Source organism: Reichenbachiella sp. MALMAid0571 (assembly GCF_040151475.1).
GTDB lineage: Bacteria > Bacteroidota > Bacteroidia > Cytophagales > Cyclobacteriaceae > CAXBNB01.
In genome coordinates, this window is the sequence record NZ_JBDKWG010000141.1 from 1 (window position 1) to 1242 (window position 1242).

Sequence of the window (1242 nt, forward strand, 5' to 3'; positions counted from 1 at the left end):
TTCAGTGCATACCTCATGGTAAACCACCTTGCAGCTTACTAATGGTTCGAGACACGACTCTCGCCCATAAGGGACTTGCACCCTATAAATTAATACCCTACTTTTATGTAGGGAAAGATGCCCATGCTGGGCACACACAAATGCTATGAATGAATGGGGTTTCATCGGTCAGGACAGTTTCGTGGGGATTGGAAAGTCCGCCACAAGTTTTAAATTTAAATCAAGGCGTGGCTATGTGCGAGACGAGAGGTTAGTGCTTTCTAATCCCCACTCCTCATAGCTGGTCGTTGTGGGCAAGCCATTTTGGACAATGAAGACAATCGAAATAAAATCGCTTACGGACTATTTGAGACATGTTCAAGAATTTGAACAACAACACATTGCTCAGTGGATTTTTAGAGGAGTTAGAAACACGGACTATGAATTAGTTCCGAGTCTATTTCGAATTGAAGTCAAAAATACCCTGACAAACTGGGACGACTTGGAAGAGTACATGCTTCAAATCTTTCAGAGAGAATCGACACCTTATTTGGACAGAGAACCGAAAGACGAATTAGAGCTACTTACTCTTGCTCAGCATCATGGACTTCCAACACGACTACTTGATTGGTCTATTAACCCACTTATTGCATTATTTTTTTCAGTAGAGAGTTACGACCAAGAGACTGACTCTGCGGTTTGGTGTTACGGTTTTCCATCGACACATAATTGTTTTCCTGAGAGCACCAGAATTGATAGACGTTTGACGGTTGAAAAAGGGAGTCCAATAATTTTCCCTAACCATATTTCCCAAAGAATCACAAATCAGTCTGGATGTTTTACGACTCATGAATTACCTAAGGGACGTGAACCATTTATTCCGCTGGAAAAGCAAACGGACTTATTCGGACTACTTGAAAAAATTGAAATAAGTAAAAAATATAAAAAGAACATTTTAGACCAACTGTACGACTTGGGTTACCATCATGGACTCATTTACCCAGGACTTGACGGACTCTCGAGGAGAATTAGATATGAAGCCTCAACTACTCATAAACGATGCACCAACTCTGACCAATTTGACAAGTACACAAAAAAGTTTGAGTAAAAAATGGCCAGCCCACAATCGAGTAGATGGCCAGTGAGCAAATAGCCCACTGGTGCACCTCTCACACCACCGTACGTACGGGTCTCGTATACGGCGGTTCATCGAATCGAAGGTTGCGTATTCTGGTAGTAGGAAAGCATTGATTCATACCCTTT

The 1242-nt window shown here is 41.8% G+C and carries 1 protein-coding gene; it reads left to right on the top strand.

What is annotated here, in order from left to right; genetic code table 11:
* Positions 1–310 precede the first annotated feature (310 nt).
* Entirely contained in the window at positions 311–1087 is a 777-nt protein-coding gene (locus AAOP42_RS16235) for an FRG domain-containing protein (RefSeq protein WP_349529600.1), read from the top strand.
* Positions 1088–1242 lie beyond the last annotated feature (155 nt).